This window comes from Pseudomonas sp. GNP012, assembly GCF_054343835.1.
The window spans coordinates 50,304-69,282 of sequence record NZ_JBTGUU010000001.1 but is presented as its reverse complement, the minus strand read 5'-3'; the positions used below and the strand labels follow the sequence as shown (position 1 = coordinate 69,282).

Here is an 18,979-nt window from a genome sequence, read left to right as displayed (position 1 = left end):
AAATAAATTCCTAAGTTACTGGCTTGAGTTATCAGCTCGGATTGCGGCCACAGCCGCCTCGATATCTTGATCTGACAAAAAAGGAGCCTGCGCGAAAACAAGGCCCTGCTCGCCGTTGAGCTTGGCGGCCAGATGCCCTCGGCCCAGCAGCAATTCAGCTCCTGGCCGGTCGAGCGCAATCTTGGATGTGGCCTCGCTGGAGACCTTCAAGATCAGCCGATTGCCCAAATTTTCTCGCAGTTGCATCGGCATCACATCCTTGTCTGGACGCTGTGCCGCGAAGATCAAATGAATACCTGCCGCACGTGCCTTTACGCCCAGCCTCTGAACTGCCGTACCGACTGCGGATTTATAAGCATCGTCGAGCATCCAGTCTGCAAATTCATCGTGGATCAGGAAGACCATTGGCAGTCGCTCTTCGGTCGATACTTTCGAGTTATAGGTCGGTAAATCGCGAGCTCTGGCTTTCGCAAAAGCGCGGTAGCGGTCCTCCATCTCCTCAACCAGAGCGTCAAGAACCTCGGATGCTTTCTCCTTGGTGGTTACGATTTCATCCCGCATGTGCGGCAAGTCGGCCAATGGCGCGTAGTCAACCCCCATCTTAGGATCAATCAAGATGATTTGGGCTAGCTCCTTAGGATTGGTCGCAGCGATATCTAATATAAGGGCCTGGATGAGCACCGATTTGCCGCTGCCCGTACCTCCAGCCACCAATGAGTGCGGTTCATGCGATGAAAGCCCACCAAACTCAGCGCCCAGATTCAGATACAGCAACGCGCCATTAATCTCCTGGAGCCCCAGTAGAAATGAGGTGTTGATACCCGCAACATTTCTATTGAGGTCTCGACGCGACCAGAGCTCCCAAAGGGACACAGCCTGCCTCTTTGCGCCAGCGACCGTAACCACGATCTCGCCTGGCTTAGGTTGGACAGTTACTAGGTTGATGGCGTGAGTAGTAAGGAGTTGTGTTCGTTTATTCTCGATATCTTCGACACGCAAGCGATCAGAACCTGCCAAACGAACTAGGCAGCCGTTTGGAGTCAAGCGAGTGCCTAGAACAGCCGCCTGGAGACCGTAGCTATTAAGCGCAGATTTAAGCCTCTTTGTGACCTCTTGAGCCCATTCCTCCCGTTCGACATCGGCTTGCGCACCACCGGAGAACTTTGACGCGACCAGATCAGAGAACCCGCCCCCGAAGCTGGAGCTCGTAACAGAAAGCTGATCTGAAGTTGAATCTGCAATAGCTACGGATGCAAGAACCGGCTCCTCTGTCAGTACTGGAGGCGCAACCACTGGACAACTCGGCGCAGCCATCTCGGCGTCGTTACCTAACGAAGCGGCTTCTTCAGCAAACGTATCAATCTGCCCACTTGATAGCTGACCTATTGCGGCCAACCATGGCACTCGCGGGGCGGGCAATATAAAACAGTGCCCTTCCCAAGGCTGCTGGGCCCCAATACCTGATCGAACCTCGTGACCTCCAGAGCCTTTAGCATAAGCTTCGGCGAGTTTTCGCAAGTCCGGCCGATCGAAAACCTCCTGCCAAGCCATAACGCCCCCTGTCTCATCAAGAAGCTCCTGCTCAGACGCCGAGGCGGAACCTGCGTCCGAGGTGTGAACGTAAACGTGCGAGTACCCACGCAGGGAAATCTCTACATCGCCATCTCGCAACTTGGCGCGAGCACGCTCCATCAAACCCGTCATACCGGGCGGGATGTCCGCATCTATAAGCATATCGGCCAAGCGGGCCAACCAAATATCCCGATCAAGGCGACCAGGATCACCGAAGAGCGCCTCACGGAACATGCCTAATGTTGCTAATAGCTGATCCTTGGAGCCTCGTCGCGCCTGAGCCACCCCATCGGCTCCAACATATTTTGCCTCAACAATTGAAATGACGACGCGAACAGTCTCCTCGTACTCCTCAACGTTGAGCGCCAAAATATCCGCGATACGGCTTTCAGGTTGAGATAGCCAGCTTGCGTAATCGTCGAGTAGGAAATAGGCGGTCAATACCTGCCTACCATTCGCTGAGGCTTGGAACTCCTCTGCAAGCAAGTAACGACTTAGCACAAGGCCTAGCATCTCTCCGGCAGATACACCTCGCTTGGCTGCACGCAGTACGATATCTCCGGAGACTGAAAGTGCGTCGCGCTTCGCCTTGTCGACAGCGATTTGAATCTCGTCGGATCCGAGCTGGAGATTCAACTCATCCAAGCGTCTACGAACCAACACGCTCAACAACCGAAGCTCCGAGGTCGAGCTAACAATCATATTGCGGCCATTAGTCGAGCCTCTACGGTAGCGCACCACCGTGATGTTGTTGTGCTGAAGCTGGCGCTTGTCGAGAAGCTCGTCGTAGGTGGCTACCCATTCGGCCAACTCGTGAGCGTCCTTGATTATTTCAGCCAGAGCTGGGCTTTGAAGGGAAATGCGGCGTGCAGGCAGGAATCGCTCCCCTGGCATAGCGTCCGTCTGCCGGCAAACTGCGGCGACAGCCGACACGTACGCCCAACCTGATGCCGTTTGCCATGGGCAAACTAGGAATGTGGTCGACTTCAGCTCGTTCTCACCTGACACGCTCCGGTAAGACCAGCGGGAAGGCGCATGATCCAAGTTCGGCCGATCGTTGGTCCACTGCACTGGGAGCCATTCTGTTTGGGCCTCGCGCGCGACCACGTCATGCAGGAAAGCCACATCGAAAGCCTTAAAACCCAGCGCACTCTCTCTTGGAGTCGCCGAGAGGGGCATTACAGAAATACGCAGCTTCGAGATGAAGTTTTCGCTGGTTTCGCTGACTACTGGCAGATCGGGATCATCACCAGCCTTGTTGACCAGCTCGCCATAGACTCGCCGCAGCTTTCCTTGATCTGAGTGGCGTACCGAAACGCTGCATTGGAGCTTGCCATCCTCTTGTATAGAGGAGAGCTCGCGCACTGTGGCCAGCGGCAACTCAGCTGCATCTGCGTTATAAAGCACAACGCTAAGGTTGCTTGCCTCGTGGGGCTGCAGCCCAACATAACGCTCCAAGAGCTCGCGCGCCTGTTTGGCTGCAGCCGTTGGATCGACATCGGTCATGGCTTCCTCAGCGCCACGCGTCGGTGACTCCAAAAGACTATAACCGTTAACCGTGCTGCTCTCCGAGACAAGCGTCAAAGCGCCGCCCCGATTGAGAACCGCAATCTCTGGATAGAACGGATGAGCGATCTCGTCGGTAAGTTCCCGCATAAAAATCTCGCGGTCACCATAGAGAATGCTAGCGCTGGAGAGCAAGTGTGTAGCGAAACCGGCAACGCGTCGCGTCTTTACCGCAAGAGCCTTCATTCGTTCTGGATGCCAAGGCGGGATGATAACTGCTGGGTTTTCGCCGGCAACACGCACCGTCCCGACCGATAGTATTTCAGCGACCAGCCGCGAGCGACACACATCACCACGAGCATTTACCATCAAGGTGTTCAACAGTTCGGCGTAAGACTCCGCTTGACGCATAACGGCATCGCCATGTAGCCCAGTCGTGACGAAGTCCTCCATCGCCTTGATGTAATCCTCCTCGAACTTATCCCACGATACCTTTACCTCGCTCTGCTGATGAGCCGTCAGCCTACCCTGCTCGGCGAGCTCTTTGATCCGGGTCTTAATCACATGGCGCAGGCTTTGGAGCTTGCTGGCCGAAGAAACCAGCGACCCCGCATCAGTCGAGTAAGTCGCCTCCAGCGTCCCGGTGTCGAGCAACGAGACGTTTTGTACCCCACCCTTCTTGCTTACTAACTTGCGGGGGACTTCGGTACAACCTACCGCGCCCTTCTCCAAGAGGCGGCCCATGTCTGCGACCATCGACAAGCCAATTGACGTGGGCTTGTAGCTCCAAAGGAGCTGCGTTTTAGCTAACACTGTCTCTTTGTCCTTAGCGATCTGGATCAAGGCAACGTCAAACTTGATCTGCAGGGCTAGGCGCGATAGCGACGGGTTCGGACGAACCTTGCTCTTCTTATCATTGCGAAGCTCCTTCTCCTTAGCGAAGAAGGCCTCATAGTCGAAGAGGGGATCGGGTAAGTTTGCATTGCCCAACCGCTCGACCTTCCATTCTACCTTGGAGCCCATGAGCTCCTTTAAGCCGCGGTACATAGCCGAGAAGTAGCTGCCGGCGTCGTAGTTGAATCGCTCGCGCCACTCCTTACGGCCTTTGGTCACAGTGAAACGTAGGATCCGCTCTCCTTCCGAATCACGCAGGCCGGCATGCAAGCTATTAACCACTCGAGCGAAGCCTTCGAAGAAGTCATTGCAGTCAATGGGCTTGCCATAGAGAGCTTTTTCCCAGCGCGAGCAAAGTTTGCTGTCTTGCTCCAAGAGCCTTCGCTGCTTAACGAAAAATTCTTCGTCCTCCTCCGTGAAGTCAGAGCGACGCTCACGCCCCTTCAAGTCCTCCAATAACTTGCGACCCTCGGCATCGAGTGAGTTCTCCTGATCACACTCATGATCGAAGAAACGGATCGTGGACTCTGCTAAGCCAAGTTGCTTTTCTTTCGGTTTGTCAAAGGCAAGATAAACGCCATCGCTTTCCCACTCGAATTGGGCGAGGGCATCGGATGCCTCTTGATCTCCAGCAGGAGCTGCGACGAATGCATCAAGGGCTTGGCGGGCCCCCTCCGAAATTTCTGCAGTATTAGCCTCGACTCGCTCAGTAATCTCCTCCGAGTCAAGAGGCTGGCCATTCTGGCGGAGTTTTTTAAGCAGCGGCGCACGCTGAGCAAAGAGTTTGGTGAAAGCCTTGTGCCATGGTTTACGCGATGCTGAGAAAGTTTTGGCATTCGAGAAGAAGGCGCTGTCTCTGGGGAGTCCCGCGCATGGTAAGGCGTAACCAACCGCATCACGGATGGGCAGCCCGTGCGTGGCGATAGCCTCGACAATTGCAGAACAAAACTCGCCAAGCTGCACTAACGAAAGTTCCGAGGATGCTAACAATCCGGCTAGGGCTGAGTGGAACACCGATCGGTCGTCGAGGACTGGTGCAATACCGCCCGAATGAAGCGTGGCCTCGACCCACGGATCAGGGTCAGCCCGCATCTCCTTGGCGCCAATGGCCATGACATGACCCAATGTGTCCGCGAGGTTGTGCTCGTTGCCATTGGCAGTCAGGATCGCCGCTTTGGCGGTCAAAGCGTTATTGCGCACATAGCCTGCGTTATGTGGAATCAGAATGTCAGACGGTAGGCCTTGGCCTTCTACCAAGGCCTCCGGGATCATGAGTTCTACCCGGGCAAGCAGGTCCGGATTGGCAAGGATGGCTCGTGCGACTGCCCCGATCTGACTGGATGAAAGCTTGTCTAGCCTGAAGAGCGCAGCCAAATCACCAGACTGGCCAGGATTAGATATGCGTTGGGCGAGAATATTCGCGCCGACACGCCCAATAATGCGATCAGTCAGCATGCCGCTTCTCCCTGAAACGCAAACGGGTTTTCTACAAATGAGCAGGAGTCAGAAAGCCTGCGAACCAAGCCCAAGCTGACGAGACGGGCCTCAAGATTGTTTCGGTTCTCGCTGAGTTCTTCTTGGTCTACTAACTTGGCGCTGACTAAGCGCGCACCCTCTGCGTCACCAATTACCAGGCCATATCGGCACTTGGCTTCGGCGAGAAACTCATCGAACTGCATCCTGTCTTCCACGATGGAAACCACAATCGACTTGAGTAACCTATCGTTCGGCGCATAGCGGGTGCGTCTCGATAGTCTGCGTGAGCTGAGCCCGATAGCACGCGACCATGACGCATGAATTTTGCCGACATGCTGCTGATGGCGTGCCAAAGCATTATCAGCCAGTTTGGTAACCAACTCATCTGGACTCTTATCGGTGGAGTCCTCGTCGTCGCCACCATCAGTCGGCGGCCACTGGAAGCAGTCACGCATGAGTTTTACACGCTCAGCATCCGGAAACTCTGCAGATTCAGCTGCAGCCCATTCAACATTCAACCGGATCGACTCAACATGAGCCCGCACCGCCTTTGCTGGCAGCCCTTGATTGAATTGATAGCTATCGCCAGAAAGCGCTCGCACCTTCGTTCGCTCCTTGGAGACGATTTCGCAGATAATCTCGACCGGATCGTCATCACCTGCAACCCGCTTAGCTCGTTCCAAGAAATAGAGCAGCATGTTCAGGCCAGTGATCGCGATCAAATGCTCCAATGCATCATAGATCGGCATATCCCTGTCCAAGATCGACAACCAGTCGTCGCAGATTTGATCGAAACGATTATTGGCAATTTCGGGTAGATAACCCGAAAGCCGGGGCTCTTCGACACCCTGCGGCGTACCTTGCAGAGCCCTAACCAAACGATTCATCGTTGCTTCGTTATCGAATAGGCGCTTGGCAAGGCTGTCACCGAGCTCCGCTCCACGCTTAGCCCGTGTGAGCATGAGATAGAGCAGCTCGCCTGTACGAGCAAAGAAGCGACGATCGTTGCTCATATTTCCTTTTGCATTGATCGCCAAGTCCTCATAAAGAGCGTCTGGGCCGAAAGGAAAGACGAACTTGGAACTCCAGCGCTTGTTACTGCGAGACTCGAATGACGAGGAACGCAGCAGTTCGATAGCCTTTGCGAAGTCATCAAAGCTAGTGAATGAGCGGCGCAGATAGGTCATGTCTTCATCACCATTACCTGTGGCTCCCTGTCTAAAGCGCTCAAACCACTGCTTCCACTTCTCCTCATCAGACGCGGCGTTCTCCGCAATCGATTCGACGTATGGGTTGTTGAACAGTAACCCACGCAAACGGACTTGCCGCTGCGGCTTGAACATAACTGAGCCGCCCTGATCCTGGTGAGGCCTGAGCGGCTGATCCAAGTTCGAGCCGAGTACGCCCAAGAACTCTAGAACAGTCAGGTGAGGAAGCTGCTCGTCATAAAGGCGATGACCCCAAATGTTCTCGTCGACGCAAAAATCGACGCTTTTAATCTCAGGCCTCTTGATTATTCCACTCATTCCGAGATCCTCACCGTCACAGGGCGTGAAAAGCCGCGACCACCTGGCTCAATATCGATGAAGTTGAGTGTCAGCATGGCGGTCTCACTACCTACTTCATCATCATCTCCTGCTAGGCTGGCTTTCTTGACGATCTCTGCCTTCCGCAAGAGCTTCGCCTTGAAAGCCAGCAGATCTTCGAGGCACTCATTGGAGAAGCTCGCTGGCAAAGCCCCCTCAGCCACACGCGAGAGAAACTCATGACGGATAGGGGTCAAGTCGAAAGCAACCGAATTGCCCGGGCCCGCAGCGAGCGAAACGTCGAGTCGAGGGCGGCCCGTATCCTCGACAAGCTTGATCGCCATACCTACGCCGCCCTGCCTGCGGGAGAACGTCTCGTGGTCACAAAGCACGCTGACTCGGCTTTGAGTGAAACCGCCCGAACTAGCGATGAAGATGCGATCTTCGTTTTCGAGAAGGAGACCTGTTAATACGCGGTTAAGGCCCTTAGCAAGGCGCCCGCGGACTATCTCGCTAACGGGCTTCTGCGCCTTGAGCGCTTCGATGATTTCCAAGTAGTCCCCAGCAAAGCAGAATGCTGTCATCGACCAATGCGGATAACCTCTTTCCCCATCCGGAAGTGTGAAGAAGAGCCTGCGTCGCTGGTCTTGAAGCATCGTAAGGAACTCGGCCGCCTCTCCTTCCAAGCGTGCCCCCTCATACCCTTCCAAATAGGAATTTTGGGCAGCGCGGAAGGCAGTCGTGGCCCCATAGATAGGATCGATCGCGACCAAACGCTCGAAGTCGGCTTGCAGCCGCAAATCGTCCTTCCCATAAACCAGCAACCCATCAGCAGCATTGGTGGACTCATCGCCCACGCCAAAGCTGGACATCGCCTTGAAGATGGGGCGGTCAGAGGTCCTTCGCTTAAGGAGATTGGCTCCGAAGGCGTTGGCATAGACACTAGCCGCCCCAAGAGTGCCTCCTTCCTGAATCTTCGCGACATCGGCACAGGTCAGCAGGTTGTCCTTGGCCTGCTTGGCATCGGAGCAACCGAGGATCATATTTGAACAAAGCGCAAGTAAGTCGCGTATAGGTAGATGCAGCCCATTGTGCCTGGCGATTTCAACCAAATCGCCCAAGCGACGAGAGAGCTGTCCACCATCCGCCTCACCCAAAAGCCTGCGGCGATTCTCGTCGATGGGACAAACTTTACCGTCGGCCTGAAGTGCACAGCGTTTGCAGTTGTCCCACTCGGGATGCCCCGCCACAGCCATAGCCACCTCATCTAACGTTTTGCGGCTAGTCGAGCGACTAAGATCGAACACAGCCAGGCGCTCAGGAGCTGGCCCGGCCTGTAAGAAGCGCTCTTGCAGCGGCTTGCGAAGTGGGTGATCACGCTCCTGGCGACGGCCTAGATCACGTAGACGATCAAGAATTTGGCCATGGTTTGCGGCAAGAATCACTACCTCAGAATCATCGCCTTCTAGCACCGATCTTTCCAGTCGCCGCAATGGCAGATCGCTCTCCTCGCCATTGAGCTCGGAAAGATCCTTGATAAAGACAGCCAAGCGACCATCCGCCAGATGTAACTCTTTCACGTTGCCCTTGGCGGCCCAAGCCTTGGGGTCCCCCCCAATGCGCTCCCACAGGGCACGGCAATGGTACGTCTTACCATCACCAGCTGTTCCAGCTATCAAAATAGATCCTGGCGCCTTGGATTCAATGTGCCCCACCATGTCCTCTAATAGAGGTGTCGACAGGCTAATCGGCTTTACTCCTGCCTGTGCCAACGCCCTCGAAACGTACTCGTCGAACATCGCCAGATTGCTCGATGACGGCCCATAGCTACGTAGGAATTGAACCCAATCACTTGCCGGTGGAACCTCAATGTCAGTACGCCGTACAGAGCCGCCACGACCTTTACCGGCCTGCAACACCCCCTGTCCTATCAGGGCGTCACGCGTCTGCCAATAAAACTCATCTCTTAGCTGTGGAAACTGAATCCTGAGTTGCTCTAGCAACGACTGGTTTCCAATACTGGAGCCATCGGAGGGAACGGCGGCCAGCAAGGCCTCAACCAACTCATTCATGCACCAAACTCCCTCTGGCACCAGTCTTGACAGGTACCATCAAAATCAATCAACGACTGTCGGGGATCAGAGGGGAGGTGTACTGTAAGGCTGCGACAGCAGCACATATTGAAAACCATCCCTGCTGTACCGCGACCTTCCATTTGCGATGTTCGTTACCTTATCTACTGACCAAGCACGGGTAAAGACATGCTCGGTTTTTTTGGCAACATACTCAGGCCCCCGGCACGCAGCAGCTGAATCTAGGGCCTGCTCTGTCACTAACAAATGTCTCGCCAAATCTCCCCGGACTCCGCTACCTCAACGAATCGATCAACAGTAAACCCTTCTGGGAACAATGAGCGTTGATCATCCTCACCAAGCTGGTCTAACGGCCGGAGCAGATGCTGCTCATCGCGCAGAATTACCTCAAGCACTTCACGGGATACCACCCGGAAGCCATCGACGGACTGCCCATCAAGCTCAATGGATGTGTCGACGATCCAGGCGTGCAGGTCCGCTTGAGGATGCTGGCCGTGATAGCCCAACCTGGAGCGCAGGTTTTGATCAGCCACCAGCGCACTGAGTACCGCAACCTGCTTGCGCCGTAACTGCCAGGCAGCCTTGCATAACGTGTTGGTGTAATGGAGCCAGACCTCATGGGTAGGCAATTAGCCTCTGCTGCTTCCGAACCCATGATGATTACCACCGTAGGACTTCGTAGCCTCCTTGCATAGGTAGCTGGCCCGCCGAAACAACTCCGGTAGCTCATCCATTCTGCCGTCGGGGACGTCCCGGTAGATTCGATACGTGGCATTGTCAGTGATATTCACCAGCCCACCGACTTGATCGACCGATAGCCGCAAAGCACTGGCCCAAGCCTCCTGCAGGCGCGCAACGAGATTTCGCCTCGTAGATTGCAGCCGCCCCGGCCTGTGATAAGCATCATGATTCAGAAGGAATACCAGGTGGTAGTGCGGCCTTCCCATCATTCCAACTTCCCTCGCCCAGGCATAACGGACCCTGCAATTACGAGTGTCCTTCTTTTGCTCACGCAGCTGACTGCGGTGGTATTCGATCTTGGAGCCGAAGGACTCGATGAATCTGCTGATGACCTTATTGGTGTCAGCGTAGTCGGACAGATCGACATCCTTCGGCAGGTTTAGGTCCACCCGGAATGCCATGACCCTCGGATACTGGGTCAGTGCCAGCTCGATAACACGCAGGAGACGAAATAGGTACTCTTCTACAAATGGCCCCTTGTCGACCATCAAGGACAGACCACGGTAGGTCGGTTGGCGGTACAGGTGGAGATTGGTGTTACCTGGATGACGAAGTGGGTAGCGGCTGGTGTTATCGGGATGACGAAGCATGGGTATGACTCCTGGTTGAGTTTCATACCGATCTTCATCATGTGGAATTTTTAACCGTTACCTCCTACTCCTGACTCCCTCGACTGGATATGTAGCGGTCAGTGCTTGCAACCCGCTTCAGCAACCCGGTGAACCCTACGGGTGGGAAGACCTAGTAAAAGCATAATACTCGTGCCGCAAATGATGCTCTCGACTGCACCGTGATCGCGGGGTGTTTTTTCACGGCCACTCCGTGAATTCCTTCAGGGTATCTACTCCGGAAATAAACCATCGCTTTGCTCGGCCTGCTGGGGCGTCCGACGTGGGACTTCAGCCTACCCAGCATAAGCGCCATGACCAGCCATAACTGGTCATGGCGCTTATGCTGGTTTCTAACTGGCCATGCTCAGGTGACCGGTGGACCGCACTGCAGAGCTCTCGGTCAGATCACGCTCCTCAATCCTTGCCAAGATCCAATCGTGCACCTCGCTCTCGACCCAACCGACGCAGCGGTCGCCCAGAGATACCGGTTTCGGGAAGGTGCCCTCCGCGATGTATTTGTAGATGGTCGACCGGGCAAGACCTGTCGAGTCGATGACTTCTTTCAGACGGATGATTCGCATGAGCAGGCTCCTCTGTGGCTCAGAGGATGTGCAGGGGATGTATAAAAAAACCGCGCAGAGACCGCGATTCAATCCGCGCCCCAATAGAGCTGGGGGAAATACATGCCCCACCTCATGCCCGTTAAAATCAAATAAAGAAGTAATTTAAATAGTCTGCTATTTTCGCTACGTGCTAGCAGAAATAGCGGGTAAAAAAATGATCAATACACATAATGACAAATCTGAATCCATTGACAGTGAACCAATTACCTACCAGAACGGCTGGCCCTGTTTCCGCGAGCACAGCTTGGTAGAGGCCGCTGTAACTGAGGCAGCCCGAGAGCTGCAGGTTTCCCGTGAAATGGCAATGATGTGCGCCTTCGGGGCCATGGCCACCGCTTGCCAGAAACGTATCGATATACGAATGCCAACCGGACACCAAGTGCCAACCTCACTGATGCTGCTGACCATCGCGGACTCCGGTGAACGCAAGACCACCACACAGAACAATTTTTTCGAGGCGATCAACGACCTGAATGATGCAGCGCATCGCGCCAACGAGGTCGCCTTAGTGGAGCATCGGGTCGAACAGCAACTATGGAGCACGCGCAAGAGACACCTGGAGCGTATGTACAGCAAATACGCAGCCCAAGACGACGACGCCGCCACGCGCGCAGCCCTGAAGACTGTCGCGGAGCATGTCAGAGCTGAACCGCAACCCGCCCGCTCGGGCAAGTTCCTCTATGAAGACACCACCCCGCAGGCCCTTGTGCAGATGCTTTACGAAAACACGCCCAGCGGCTGCCTGCTGACTAGCGAAGCCAACAGTATTTTCAGCGGCAAGGCCTTGGGTGAGCTCGACAAACTCAATACTCTCTGGGATGGCAGCAGCGTTATCGTCGATCGCATTTCCAGAGAAGGCTTCATTCTCCAAAATGCCCGTCTCACCTTGTCACTAATGGCACAACCGAGCGTGATCGCCCGCTTCATGGGCAGGCGCGGCGAGGAGGCTCGCGGCACGGGCTTTCTCGCCCGCTTCCTGGTCGCCAAGCCCCGCTCAATGGCTGGCCAGCGTACCGATCAAAAGCTATCTGAACTGCCTCGCCTACAGGCCTTCAATGCCCGCATCCGCGAGTGCTTGGCCCCCTCCGTTTCGCCTGATCGCCAAGTACTACGTTTCTCGGAGCCGGCCGCAAATCTCTGGTACCAGTACAGTCGGCAACTCGAACAACAAATGCAGGAAAACGGCCTATACCACTACGCTAAGGATCACGCTTCCAAGTTGCTGGAAAACACGAGTCGTCTGGCGGCCATCCTGCATACGTTCGAGCGCACCTCAGACAGCGATATCGAGATCGACTACCTCACCCTGGAGTTCTGCTGGAAGTTCGCTCAGAACTGCTCAAAGCACTTCATCGAGCACTTGGCCAACGAGCCGCAGCTCGTGACGGATGCGAACCAACTGGCACACTACCTACTGAAAACCGCCCACAAACAAAACCCTCTCGCAGACAGACCTACAAACAGGAACAGAAACGACTCCTCACCCAACACGCGCCTCTCATCGGCGCCACCTGACGATCTGATGACCGGGCAACGAACCACTTTCACACTAACCCAGGTGAAACAGTACGGCCCCAGTAGTCTCAGGGGACGTGCCAATACCGAGCGTTTGGAGGCAGCCATCGAACTGCTGACCAAGCTGGGGCATATCGCCAAGGAAGGAGGCCGCTACCGGTTCCAAGAGTCGATCCTGCTCAAAAGAGGAGAGCCCGAACTGAAGAACGGCGAAACGCTCACGATCAAGGAGCTTCCTCTGTTCAGCGAACATGAGTATTGGAAGCCTGAGGTAAGGAATGGGTTTGGGGCTCAGCCGAGCTACTTCATCAAAGTCCGCGATTAACGGGTAAGCTTTAGCTGCAAAACATCCCCCTCGCTGAGCGCAAGAGAACCAGAACACAGACTGGGAGCTCCATGCGCAAGCCGGCACAACAATGGGAAATCGCGCGCGATTGTCACGGTTATGCACGGGATCAAAAAAATCAGAATTAAAAGATATATTATAACATATTAATCATGACAGGCTTGGCGAAAACGGATCTGACCTTCAGATAGACACTTGCATCAAATAGGGGCCGCCCCTATGAAAAAATGGCTACCGGGTCCGACTCGAGCGGCGGAAAGAGTAAGCACCGACCTCAGCGGAAGCCGCTCACCCTGAGAAAGATATTTACGTGAGAAGAAATGCCGACGCTAACCCACAACGAAGATGCTAATGCAGCTACGCTAAATTTGGTCGATCCAGAAGGTCATTGATACCGTCGTAGAGAAGCATTATGAGTCCAAGGTCTATCTGGGCCAGTCAGCCCCAGCGGTCTGACCGAGAGGAATACAGCAGCAAGTCACCGAGAAATTAAAATGACAAAATCTCGGAGGGCGACTTATCTGCTCGGCCTCAGCGCTTCACTTCGGCTAACGCCCGATAAGTAGCAGAGATGCGGTATAGCAATCGCACCCTATCAAGACGCCCCAAGGTACCAAGCAAATGTCATTGGCATTCCAAATGGCATTCCAGACAAAAAATAAACCATATATTTTAATTACAAATCAATAACTTACATTATCTGTTCAACTTACCCCGGCCCACCAAATAGCAGTCTAGACCTGTCTCAGACAGTCTACGAAACACCCCAAGAAGCCCGCCCCGTGCGGGCTTTCTTGTTTCTGGCTATCCGCCTCTGTCTACCCCTATCTCAAGGCTCCATGTGTCCTCCCCTGTACCACGGAGGAAAATTGAAACTGAGGGGTACAAGGAAATGAAGCGTAGTGAAATCAAGTGTCGCCCCTTGGCCGATACCGTCCTGGCGACACTAGAGCCAGATACCAAAGAGTATCGCGAGCATGACGGCAACAGCCTTTACCTGCGGGTCCGTCCAGACGGAAACAAGTCTTGGCAGCTTTGGTACAAAAAGCCCGATGGAAAATGGTCATGGCTAGGTCTTGGAAGCTACCCGGAAGTGAGTGGATCCCTCGCACGGCAAAAAGCCGCAGAGCTTCGAGCTGACTCTGCACAAGGAAGCAACCCGTTAGCAACCAAGCGAGCAAGAAAAGCGGCAGAGCTGGAAGCTGCCAGCAATACCTTCGAACGACTAGCTCGTGAGTGGTACGCCTCCAAACGTAAAAACTGGACCGATGGCACAGCGGTAAGAACCATCGGCGCGCCGCACGCTACGACATTGAAACGTGTAAATCATTTTTTCTCCCCCAAGAACGAGTAACCGTCACTGACTCCAGCGGAAGAAAGATGAAACTTACAAGCGATATAAAAGTAGATCATATCGAAGGCGACTACCACCTTTTGAGCACATCGACAGAATGGTTCATCGGGGTCAGTCAATTCGCGGCTGCTCCTACAATTTCCCGGAAATGCGTGAAGAACCTTTTTTTCGGCCCCGGTTGATAAACAGCAACACCGGCCGCCCTGCATCAATCCGAATCGATAGCCTGACAATCCAGATCCGCCAGCGCTTCGGGTTCAAGAGTAGTCAGCACCATGCGTGAGGCGAAGTCTGCGCACATATGAACCGTGTTGGTCGCGATGCGCTTGTACAAGGCCTGGCTCTCGGCCTCACCACTGTTGGGATTGACGTCGAAGTGCGGGAAATTGCTACTGGCAATGTCCAAGCGCACGCGGTGCCCGCGCTTGAACAGGTTGCAGGTGGCAAACGGCTCGATCACGACTTTTACCCGTTGCCCCGGAGTCAGTAGCTGCGGCTTCTCCCACGAGTCGCGGTAACGGCAGCGCACGATTCCGTCGGTGATGTTCATCGCATAGCCATCCGGATAAACGTCCACCAGTTTGGCGGTGAAGTCGGTATCGAGGCCGTCGCTTTCCACCCACAGTTCAATGCTTAGCGGGCCAGCGACGATCATGTCTTCGGTCAATGGCAGGGTCTGGAAACTCAGCACATCGGCACGGTCGGCCAATGGCTGGTCATTACCCTGTGTGCCGAAAAAATCCGCTCGCTCACGTTGATCGAATGCGCCGCCGACGAATACCGGAGCACCGGAGGTCAGTGCGCCGCCGATGGTCGGCACCGGATGATCGGGATCGGCGCGATAGCTCAGGCTCGACTCACATGCTGAAGGCGGTTCCGTGCTCAATTGGCGCTGATCGTTCAGGTACAGGCTCAGGGGCCGACTACCCGGAAGCGGCCACTGCGAGCTCTTCAACCAGCGTCCGCCATGTTGCAGTCGGCCGTGCTGATCTTTCGAACCATCGCCCCCGCCCATCAGAAATACCTGGACCGGCGCCGTGGCCGCAGCCTCGCCGGTCTGGTCCTTGAGCGAGCGTGCAAACCAGTCCAGTCGACAATCCAGCCAGGTGCGCGCGACGTTGCCATCGAAGTTGGCCGCCACACCGAACTCGACATCGCCGCTATGACTGATGTTGCGATCGCCGTGCAGCCACGGTCCCATGATCAAATGCTGGGCGCTGCGGTTGTGGCGGTTGAAGGCACGGTAGTTGGCGAGCGTCGAGCTGACATACGCGTCATACCAGCTGGACATGAACAGCACCGGAATATCCGGCAGGTTGTCGTAGTGTCCTTCGGCATAGATGCCGGGCTTGCGCCAGTAATCGCTGAAAGTACCCTGCGACCATTGTTCCAGTAGATAGGCTTCGTACTCCGGCACATGGCGAATCGGCGAGTGTCCGGCGTGCCAAGGCATGCGGGCGAACCACTGGTGTATGTCTTCTTGCTCGAGGGCTTCGCGGATCTTTGGGTTGGCGATCGCGGCGGGACTTTCCTTGGCCTGCCGCCAGGCCCACGTCGCCTGTTTCAATTCGAACGCGCCACCCTGGCGAATGCCGCACTGGAACGCGTTCGCAAAGCCGCCGGAGTCGAGCACCATGCTTTTCAGTCCCGGTGGATGCAGGCAGGCCATCGCCAATTGCGTATGGGCCGCGTAGGACAAACCCATGCTGCCGATTCGCCCGTTGCACCAGGGTTGCTCGACGATCCAGGCGAGGGTGTCAAAACCGTCTTCGCCTTCCGAGGTGTATTTGGTGAATACGCCTTCGGAGGCGTAGCGCCCGCGACAATCCTGAAAGATCGCCACGAAGCCTTGCGCAGTGAAACGCGCGGCCATGGCCCCGCGGGAGATGTGCTGGGCGTCGAGTTGTTTTTCCGAGCGCGAGGGGCTGCTCTTGTTGTAGGGCGTGCGCTCGATCACCACCGGCCACGGGCCTGCGCTATCGGTTGGCAGGTAAATATCGGTCGCGAGGTGGATGCCATCACGCAGACGGATCATCTGGTCACGCAGCAAGCGCATGGCGGGCAATGCCTGTTCGTTCAGCGAAGTCATATCAGAACCTTGTGGAAACCGGCGCCCGTCCCATTGCGGGTGGACGCCTTGGAACTCAGTAACCGGTGGTCACTGCGACCGCCAGCAACACCATCGCCAGCACGGTATAGATCAGGAACAACGGCAAGATGTAGCGCGCCCACTGACCCCAGCCGACTTGTGCGGTGGCGAGCAGTACCAGCAGACCGCCGGAGGTCGGGGTGATCATGTTGGTCAGGCCATTGCCGAGCAAAAACGCATACACCGTGGTTTGCGGGCTGACTCCGGAGAGTTGGCCGAGCGGGCCGAAGATCGGCATGGTCACGGCCGCCTGACCGGAGGTGGACGGGATCAGCACATCCAGGCCTAGCTGCGAGAAGAACATCGCGTAGGCCGAAACCACCGGGCCATGATCGCTGACCACGCTGGCCAGGCCATTGACGATGGTGTCGAGCACCTGACCGGTGCTGAGGATGATTTCCACCGCAGTCGCCAGACCGATCAACACACCGGCGATCAGGACTTTTTTCATGCCGTCGACAAAAGCACTGGCGGCGGTGCTGGCGCCCATGCCGTGGATCGCTGCGAAGATCACGCTCAGCAGCAGATAGAACGCCGACAGTTCGTGGTACTTCCAGCCCCAGCGGTTTGACGCAAACACCATAAAGCCTACGCCGAAGGCCAGCACCAGCAGGTTGAGCAGATGGCGCAACGGCAACGGTTGGCTTTCGAAGGTAATGACCGCGTTGGCGTCATAGCCGTGGCGACGAATGCTCCACAGCACGAAAACAATGCCAACGGCGAGGAACAACGCGTAAGCGGCAATGCGCATGCTCATGCCGCTGAAAATCGGCAGCCCGACCATCGGTTGCGCCACGGACAGCGCGACCGGATTGGTGATCGATGCCAGATAACCGATCTTCACTGAGATACAGACGATGGCCAGACCGATCAAGTTCGACAGCCCCAGTCGATTGGCCATCGCGACCATCAGCGGCACGATCAGGATGAATTCCTTGGCCAACCCCATGAAGGTGCTGCCGGCGGAGAACACCAGCATCAGCATCGGCACCAGCACGTAGATGTTGCCGCGCGTCATGCCGAGCAGGCGTTCTAGCCCGGCGTCGATCACCCCGGCCTTGTTGAGCACGCCGAACATGCCGCCGATGAACAGCACCATGAAAATCAATCCGGCGCGTTTCTCGATGCCCTGCGGGATCGCCATGAACCCTTCGATCAGCGACACCGGGCGGGCCACCGCATCCTTGGCTGCGCGTGGTTCGACAGCCAACAGATGAGTGAGGGAATGACTCTTTTCCAGGACTTGATAAGAGCCCGGTACCACCAGCCCGTTCTGGCGCTGGAAGCTGCCGGAGTTGACCGCATACGTGAACCCGACCGCGAGCAACACGATGCTCAGCAGGATGATGGCCGGGTTAATGGTTTTGCGTACAGTCGGCTTGGCGGGTTGCGTCTGACTTTCGGCAGCGCCCGGTTGTGCGAGGTCGATCTGGGACATGGCGGTGAGCCCTTTGGTGTTTTTATTCTGAGTGTCAATGTTTCGATGGGGCAGACACTAGGGCAAACGCCAAGGGGCTACAACGTTATGCGTGGAGCGGGTCGGGCTATGCGTTTTGTGATGCGTGGACGGTCTTCATCGACTCGTTCAGACGTTGTTTGAGATGGGCGGCAAAGGCACTCACCATCGATGGGCGCTGCTCGTCCCGACGGAATGCCAGACCGAATTCGTAGCGCAGTGTCGGGCGAAAAGGTCGGGTGACAACCGGCAAATGAGTGAAGTGACTGGCCAGCAATCCATTGACGATCGACACCCCCAGGCCCTCGGCGACAAAGCTGCAGGCGGCGCCGACCGAATGCACTTCGATGCGCACTTGCGGTGTCAGGTTGACGGCGCGAAACACCTGATTGAGCTCGGCGCGCAAGGCCCGTTGCCGGCCCAGCAATACTAGCGGCACATTGCGCAGATGCTGCACGTCGATCACTGCATGGCGGGTCAACGGATGATCCGCGGGCATGACGCAGACACCTTCGGTTTCCAGTACCGGTTCAATGTCGAAGTCGGACAGTTCCGTAGGCAAACGCACGAAGCCGAGATCGGCAGACCGGTCGAGCACAGCGCGCTCGATGGTGTCGTACGAGCCGGTGAGCAACTCGACGACGATGTCGTCGTGACTCTTGAGAAATTCGGCAACGATTTTCGGCAGCAGCTCCTGGGTCATGCTGGTCGGCACGCCCACCTTGAGCAGGCTCTTGTGCGAGCGACCGATGCGCAGCTCATCGGCCATGCGTTGAATGCGCTGCATGCCATCCACCAGCCCCGTGACCTCGGCGAGCAGCTCTTCGGCTTCCGGCGTGGCCATCAAACGGCCCTTTTTGCGCAAGAACAAGGCGAAGCCCAATGCTTCTTCCAGCTGCGTCAGCAAGCGGCTGACGGCCGATTGGGATAGCCCCATGCGAGTGGCGGCACCGATGGTCGAACCGGTGGCCATGATGGCTTTGAAAGCTTCGAGTTGCTTGAGATTCACGATACCGATTCCCCTGGTTTTGCAACGGTGCCCGCCCGCGAAAAACCAGCTTTCGCATAGCCTGATGCGCTTCTCGCATAACGTTGTGGACGCGCTGTCGAGCCGTTA

The 18,979-nt window shown here is 55.9% G+C and carries 10 protein-coding genes and 1 pseudogene; 3 read left to right on the top strand and 8 right to left on the bottom strand.

Features of this window, described 5'->3' with window-relative positions; translation table 11 throughout:
- Positions 1–15: 15 nt before the first annotated feature.
- From ACXX83_RS00260 to ACXX83_RS00250, 3 genes are read right to left on the bottom strand one after another with little or no spacing between them, the layout of a single operon-like run.
- Entirely contained in the window at positions 16–5,427 is a 5,412-nt protein-coding gene (locus tag ACXX83_RS00260; protein WP_458547313.1) for an FtsK/SpoIIIE domain-containing protein, read from the bottom strand.
- Positions 5,421–6,974, bottom strand: a complete 1,554-nt coding sequence (locus ACXX83_RS00255; protein ID WP_458547312.1) for a hypothetical protein — start codon at positions 6,972–6,974, stop codon at positions 5,421–5,423. Before ACXX83_RS00255 ends, ACXX83_RS00260 begins: the two co-directional genes overlap by 7 nt.
- Positions 6,971–9,046 (bottom strand): hypothetical protein, encoded by a 2,076-nt coding sequence (locus ACXX83_RS00250; protein ID WP_458547311.1) that lies wholly within the window; start codon positions 9,044–9,046, stop codon positions 6,971–6,973. The genes ACXX83_RS00255 and ACXX83_RS00250 overlap by 4 nt, the downstream gene beginning before the upstream one ends.
- Before the next feature lie 383 nt (positions 9,047–9,429).
- Here ACXX83_RS00250 and ACXX83_RS00245 point away from each other — a divergent pair, with 383 nt between their 5' ends.
- Positions 9,430–9,636 (top strand): hypothetical protein, encoded by a 207-nt coding sequence (locus ACXX83_RS00245; protein ID WP_458547310.1) that lies wholly within the window; start codon positions 9,430–9,432, stop codon positions 9,634–9,636.
- 60 nt (positions 9,637–9,696) lie between these two features.
- Here the strand turns inward: ACXX83_RS00245 and ACXX83_RS00240 are convergent, their stop codons facing one another.
- Entirely contained in the window at positions 9,697–10,398 is a 702-nt protein-coding gene (locus ACXX83_RS00240) for an inovirus Gp2 family protein (protein ID WP_458547309.1), read from the bottom strand.
- 371 nt (positions 10,399–10,769) lie between these two features.
- Positions 10,770–11,000 carry a helix-turn-helix transcriptional regulator gene (locus ACXX83_RS00235; protein ID WP_058409978.1) on the bottom strand — a complete coding sequence of 77 codons (231 nt, stop codon included), beginning with the start codon at positions 10,998–11,000 and terminating at the stop codon, positions 10,770–10,772.
- Between the two features lie 196 nt (positions 11,001–11,196).
- Here ACXX83_RS00235 and ACXX83_RS00230 point away from each other — a divergent pair, with 196 nt between their 5' ends.
- Positions 11,197–12,882 (top strand): YfjI family protein, encoded by a 1,686-nt coding sequence (locus ACXX83_RS00230; RefSeq protein WP_458547308.1) that lies wholly within the window; start codon positions 11,197–11,199, stop codon positions 12,880–12,882.
- Between the two features lie 913 nt (positions 12,883–13,795).
- Positions 13,796–14,200 (top strand): annotated as a pseudogene (locus ACXX83_RS00225) (integrase arm-type DNA-binding domain-containing protein); the annotation flags it as partial.
- 265 nt (positions 14,201–14,465) lie between these two features.
- Here ACXX83_RS00225 and ACXX83_RS00220 read toward each other — a convergent pair.
- From ACXX83_RS00220 to ACXX83_RS00210, 3 genes are all read right to left on the bottom strand, one after another.
- Positions 14,466–16,313, bottom strand: a complete 1,848-nt coding sequence (locus ACXX83_RS00220; RefSeq protein WP_458550149.1) for a CocE/NonD family hydrolase — start codon at positions 16,311–16,313, stop codon at positions 14,466–14,468.
- A gap of 88 nt (positions 16,314–16,401) precedes the next feature.
- A complete protein-coding gene (locus ACXX83_RS00215) occupies positions 16,402–17,844 on the bottom strand; it encodes a YfcC family protein (RefSeq protein ID WP_458547307.1) in 1,443 nt (480 codons plus the stop codon).
- 106 nt (positions 17,845–17,950) lie between these two features.
- A complete protein-coding gene (locus tag ACXX83_RS00210; RefSeq protein ID WP_407800815.1) occupies positions 17,951–18,871 on the bottom strand; it encodes a LysR family transcriptional regulator in 921 nt (306 codons plus the stop codon).
- Positions 18,872–18,979: the final 108 nt, after the last annotated feature.